The organism is Clostridium puniceum, assembly GCF_002006345.1.
Classification (GTDB): domain Bacteria; phylum Bacillota; class Clostridia; order Clostridiales; family Clostridiaceae; genus Clostridium; species Clostridium puniceum.
The window spans coordinates 1-4976 of record NZ_LZZM01000049.1 but is presented as its reverse complement, the minus strand read 5'-3'; the positions used below and the strand labels follow the sequence as shown (position 1 = coordinate 4976).

3 protein-coding genes, 2 tRNA genes and 3 rRNA genes are annotated in these 4976 nt (G+C 28.4%); 7 read left to right on the top strand and 1 reads right to left on the bottom strand.

Annotated features, from left to right (window positions below; genetic code table 11):
• The 6 genes from CLPUN_RS04150 to CLPUN_RS04125 all read left to right on the top strand — a co-directional run.
• A 23S ribosomal RNA gene (locus tag CLPUN_RS04150) occupies positions 1–109 on the top strand; the annotation flags it as partial.
• Positions 110–242: 133 nt separating this feature from the next.
• Positions 243–359, top strand: a 5S ribosomal RNA gene (gene rrf, locus CLPUN_RS04145).
• A gap of 7 nt (positions 360–366) precedes the next feature.
• Positions 367–442: transfer RNA gene (locus tag CLPUN_RS04140), tRNA-Lys, on the top strand.
• 442 nt (positions 443–884) lie between these two features.
• Positions 885–1832 carry an L-lactate dehydrogenase gene (locus CLPUN_RS04135; protein ID WP_077846110.1) on the top strand — a complete coding sequence of 316 codons (948 nt, stop codon included), beginning with the start codon at positions 885–887 and terminating at the stop codon, positions 1830–1832.
• A 133-nt stretch (positions 1833–1965) separates the two neighbouring features.
• Positions 1966–2082 (top strand): 5S ribosomal RNA (gene rrf / locus CLPUN_RS04130).
• A 5-nt stretch (positions 2083–2087) separates the two neighbouring features.
• Positions 2088–2163, top strand: a tRNA-Lys gene (locus CLPUN_RS04125).
• A gap of 143 nt (positions 2164–2306) precedes the next feature.
• Here the strand turns inward: CLPUN_RS04125 and CLPUN_RS04120 are convergent.
• Positions 2307–3047 (bottom strand): signal peptidase II, encoded by a 741-nt coding sequence (locus CLPUN_RS04120; RefSeq protein ID WP_077846109.1) that lies wholly within the window; start codon positions 3045–3047, stop codon positions 2307–2309.
• A 218-nt stretch (positions 3048–3265) separates the two neighbouring features.
• On the opposite strand from CLPUN_RS04120, the gene CLPUN_RS04115 reads away from it, so the two are divergent.
• Positions 3266–4072 carry a pyruvate, water dikinase regulatory protein gene (locus CLPUN_RS04115; protein ID WP_077846108.1) on the top strand — a complete coding sequence of 269 codons (807 nt, stop codon included), beginning with the start codon at positions 3266–3268 and terminating at the stop codon, positions 4070–4072.
• The last annotated feature ends 904 nt before the right edge of the window (positions 4073–4976 follow it).

Below are 4976 nucleotides of genomic sequence, written 5' to 3'. Positions count from 1 at the left end.
TAGCGTAAGCTAGTAAGGCCCCTTGAAGACTACAAGGTTGATAGGTCAGAGGTGTAAGTATGGTAACATATTTAGCTGACTGATACTAATAGGTCGAGGGCTTGACCAATATATAATCAAGTTGTAAGTATACATTGAAAGTTATGTGCAATTTTGAAAGAATAATCTTTCAAAGAAATATAAATCACTAGCGTGATTTATATAAGTTTTTCGATCAATCATAGATTTGAGAAAAACTAATATCTTGTGATGATGGCATAGAGGTAACACTCCTTCCCATTCCGAACAGGACAGTTAAGGTCTATAGCGCCGATGGTACTGCACGGGTGACTGTGTGGCAGAGTAGGACGTTGCGAGGTAAGATTTGCGTGATTAGCTCAGTTGGTAGAGCACCTGACTCTTAATCAGGGTGTCCAGGGTTCGAATCCCTGATGACGCACCAAGGTAAAGATTGTTAAATTTAGTTTTAGCAATCTTTTTTTGTTTTATAATGAATTTATGTATTTTTTGAAGTTGAGAAGGTTTATAAAATCTAGAGTGCTTATTTATTTTTAACAGTATCCTAGATTTAAATTAAAAAAGTTGCCTATAAAAACCAGAGCTGTTTGTTTTTTATACAATTTTTAATTTTTAGTGAATTATGTGAACTTTAAATTTATTAATGAAAGTTAGATACTTTTTTAGAAATTATATAATAAATTTAATAATTAGATACATTATTTAATATCAAATTGAGTTTGTAACTATATTATTAAGTTGAAATAATTTTTTTTATAATACATAATTAAAAGTATTGAGTAACATTGAAAACCATAATGTATTAACAGTTTAAAAGAAGGATATTATATTATTTAATATAATTAGAGTTTGAAGGAGAAGTATGGATGAGTTTAAGAAAGAGTAAAATTGCAATTGTTGGAACAGGTTTAGTAGGATCTAGCACAGCTTTTAGTTTAATCACACAAGGTGTTTGTGATGAAATATTAATGCTTGATATAAACGAAGAGAGAGCTCTTGGCGAAGTTATGGATTTAAATCATTGTATTGAATACTTAAACAGAAATACAAAGATTATTAAAGGAAGTTATGAGCAATGTGGAGATGTTGATATTATAGTAATAACAGCAGGGGCGCCACCTAAGCCTGGGCAAACACGTCTAGATACATTGGCATTATCAGTTAAAATAGCAGAATCTATTGTAAATCCAATAATGAAGAGTGGATTTCAAGGACATTTTATTGTTATATCAAATCCAGTAGATATGATAGCATATCATGTCTATAAGATATCAGGATTACCTAAAAGCCATATAATTGGTACTGGAACTTCTGTTGACTCAGCTAGGTTAAAAAATTTTATTGGAAACTTGTTAAATGTTGATCCACGTAGTGTTCAAGGATATTCAATGGGCGAACATGGAGATTCTCAAATGGTACCTTGGTCACATGTAACAGTTGGTGGAAAGTCTTTTTATGAAATATTGAAAGATAATAAAGATAGAGTTGGAGATGTGGATTTAGATAAATTAGTTTTGGAAACTGCTAGAGCTGGATGGGAAGTATACAATAGAAAAGGGACGACATATTATGGAATAGCAACAGCTACAGTTGGAATAATTAAAGCTATTATGAATGATGAAAATAAAATAATGCCAGTGTCTACATTATTAGATGGTGAGTATGGAGAAAATGATGTTTTTTGTGGAGTACCAGCTGTTTTAAATGCAGATGGAGTTAAGGAAGTTGTGGAAATACACATGACTAAAGAAGAATTGGGAAAATTTAAAAAATCAGTGGAACTAATAAGAGAATACAGCAAAAAAATAAAATGAAATTTATTTTTTAAATAAGTATTGACATGTTTGATTCTCTTATGTATAATAATATCTTGTTGAGACAAGTTTTCGACAAGATATTCTAAAGTATATTTTAGAATAAAAGATGAATTGTAAAAGTTTCAATTGATCTCGTAATGATGGCATAGAGGTAACACTCCTTCCCATTCCGAACAGGACAGTTAAGGTCTATAGCGCCGATGGTACTGCACGGGTGACTGTGTGGCAGAGTAGGACATTGCGAGGTAATATGGTTCACTAGCTCAGTCGGTAGAGCACATGACTTTTAATCATGGTGTCCCGGGTTCGATTCCCGGGTGAGCCACCAATTACTTTATTTAAAGTAATTTTTAATTAGAACTTGCTTAGTATTTATATAAAAAATGAATCTCTTAAAATGGTTTCTAATCATTTCAAGGGATTCATTTTTTTATTAATTTTTAGTTTTTAATTTCCTCAAATAAATAAATTCTATTTGTTTGAGATATCTTTTTTTATAAATAAAAGAAACTTTTTAAAAGTTAAAAGGTCATCTTTAAAGGATGTATCTTCTTGATTGGATGATAAATATCCATTGTTAAACATAGTAAGAGCAAAAAATAAAATACCTAAGTTTATATATAAATCTTTTATATCCGCAATAAATAAGTTACTTATTCCTATAAAGTCTAAGCTTCCACCATAAAATACTTTATCAATTAGTGAGCAAAGTGCACCACAGCTCACAAAAATAAAACACATATCAGACCAAAAATCTTTATTTCCATTATGCAAATAATATCTATACACTTCGACAAAAATAAAAATAGCAAGTATATTTAACGTTATTAAAATTGGAAAACTCACAGATGTACCAAATCTAGCATTTAGCCAAGAACCATCTGTATTAATTATAGGCCTAAAATAGAGCATTCCTTGAATTATAGGAAAATCGTTATTAAACCACAATAATTTTATTAACAGTTTTATTCCTTGATCAAGTGTGAGAAAGAATGCAAATAAAAGTAATAACGTATTTGAAGTAAATCCGTTTTCGTGTTTAATCCCTAGAGAATAAGTGATAAATCCAACTAGTGCAAATAATAAAATTAATATGACATTAAAGAGAATTGTTTCAAAATCATTAATCCTTCCAGTGAAAAGTTCAAATAAAACATATAAAAACCACATTAAAGGGAGAAAACATATGGTCAATGTTTTTTTATTTTTCATACAAGTACCTCCAATTATAATTATAATAATGCTATATTAAAGTTTAACATATGGCAAAAATAAATTCACTACTATTAAATGAGTTGGATTTAGTTTAATATAGAAATAAGGTAATATACAACATATAATAAGAAAAATTATGGTTAAGAAATATATTGTATATTTAATAAAAAAACTAAGGTATAAAGTAAAAATATTGAGAAAGAAGGTATAAAAGTATGTTAACAATTTTAGCAGTATCAGATTCTATAGGGGAAACTGCCAATCAAGTTGCAGTTGCAGCAGCAAGTCAATTTACAGAAAAGGTTGAAGTAAAAAGAATTCCATATGTGAAAGCACTAGAAGATATTGAAGATGTAATGAGAATTGTTGATGAATGTGAAAACGTAATAATTGTATCAACAATAATTACTGTTAACGTTAGAGAACATTTAACACAAAAGGCAATGGAAAATAATATATCAGTTATGAATGTCTTAGGACCAATAATCAATGTAGCATCTACAATATTAAAATCACAGCCTACATATAATCCTGGAGCAATGAGACAGACAGATGAAGTATATTTTAAAAGAATTGAAGCTATGGAATTTGCAATGCAGTATGATGATAGTAAAGACTATAGAGGATTAAAAAATGCAGATGTTGTATTAGTTGGTCTCTCAAGAACATCAAAGACTCCATTATGTATGTATTTAGCTAATAAGGGTATAAAGGCGATAAATATTCCATTAATGCCAGAGGTGGGAGTACCCGATGAAATATATGAAATAGATAAGAAAAAAGTATTTGGACTCACTATAAATCCACTTAGATTAATTGAAATAAGAAAAAAGAGATTGGATAAATTCCACAGAATAACATCTGATATTGAATATGCAGGAGATGCAAGAGTATTAGAAGAACTTGAATTTGCAGATAAAATAATGAGAAAAATAGGATGTAAAACTATAGATGTTACAGAAAGAGCTATTGAAGATACGGCATTAATTATTTTAGAGAAAATAGGACATAATAAGAAATAGTAGAATTATATAAATAATTTTATTTATATAATAGGTTCTTAGTTAGAGCAAATGATTTTTAGTAAAATTGATTTGTGTGCACTAAACACAGTTTGTAATCATATTTAAATGAATTAACTTTGTTAGAATAGAAATGTTTAAAAAGTATTTTGAATTAAGTTATTTGCTGAGTGACTTAAGGCTAAGGCACAATCAAAAAAATAATAACTCTATCTGTCAGCCTATTTTCTATCATCCTGCATCTACAGAGTTACCTAATAGACCCACTATGATGGTAATTTGTCTCCTTGCCTGATGAAAAATATTTATGGCATATTTGAACTTGTTATTATTCTTTCATGTGCTTAATTTAGTTAAAGAATTAAAAATTAGAATATATATTAAAGATGACTGCCTAAAGATCACTGCATTTTAATATTATACTAGATTCAAGTAAGTTTAGTTATATAAGATTATCATAAAACTTACAAACTAGTAAAATAAAAATATGAATAAGGGCAGTTATTTTTATGTGTTTAAATAAATTTCTAATATGTAATTTAAAAAATGTGCAATGATTTTATATAAAAGCAAATTAACTTATCCACGTGTATCATTAATAGAATAATGGAGAATTTCGTATGAATTATGTATTATTATGAATATAAATTATATAAATGGTAAATATTAAGATATAGAAATTATAAGTATTATGTTAAGATAAAACACGTCGCTAAGACATGTAAACAACTTAAGAGAATCTGAGAAAAACCTTTTGAAAAAAGAGTTTGAAAGATTAAAAAAGTTGTTGACAATATCAAAATCAAGTGATAAACTAAGTAAGTCGCTTGAGGGTGACAGCAAAAAACAAAAAGTTACAACGAAAGTTGTGAAAGAAAATGGTCTTTGAAAATTGAACAGAATA

Coding starts and splice junctions, on each gene's coding strand:
- CLPUN_RS04135 (WP_077846110.1), top strand. CDS start 885: ATGAGTTTAAGAAAGAGTAAAATTGCAATTGTTGGAACAGGTTTAGTA.
- CLPUN_RS04120 (WP_077846109.1), bottom strand. CDS start 3,047: ATGAAAAATAAAAAAACATTGACCATATGTTTTCTCCCTTTAATGTGG.
- CLPUN_RS04115 (WP_077846108.1), top strand. CDS start 3,266: ATGTTAACAATTTTAGCAGTATCAGATTCTATAGGGGAAACTGCCAAT.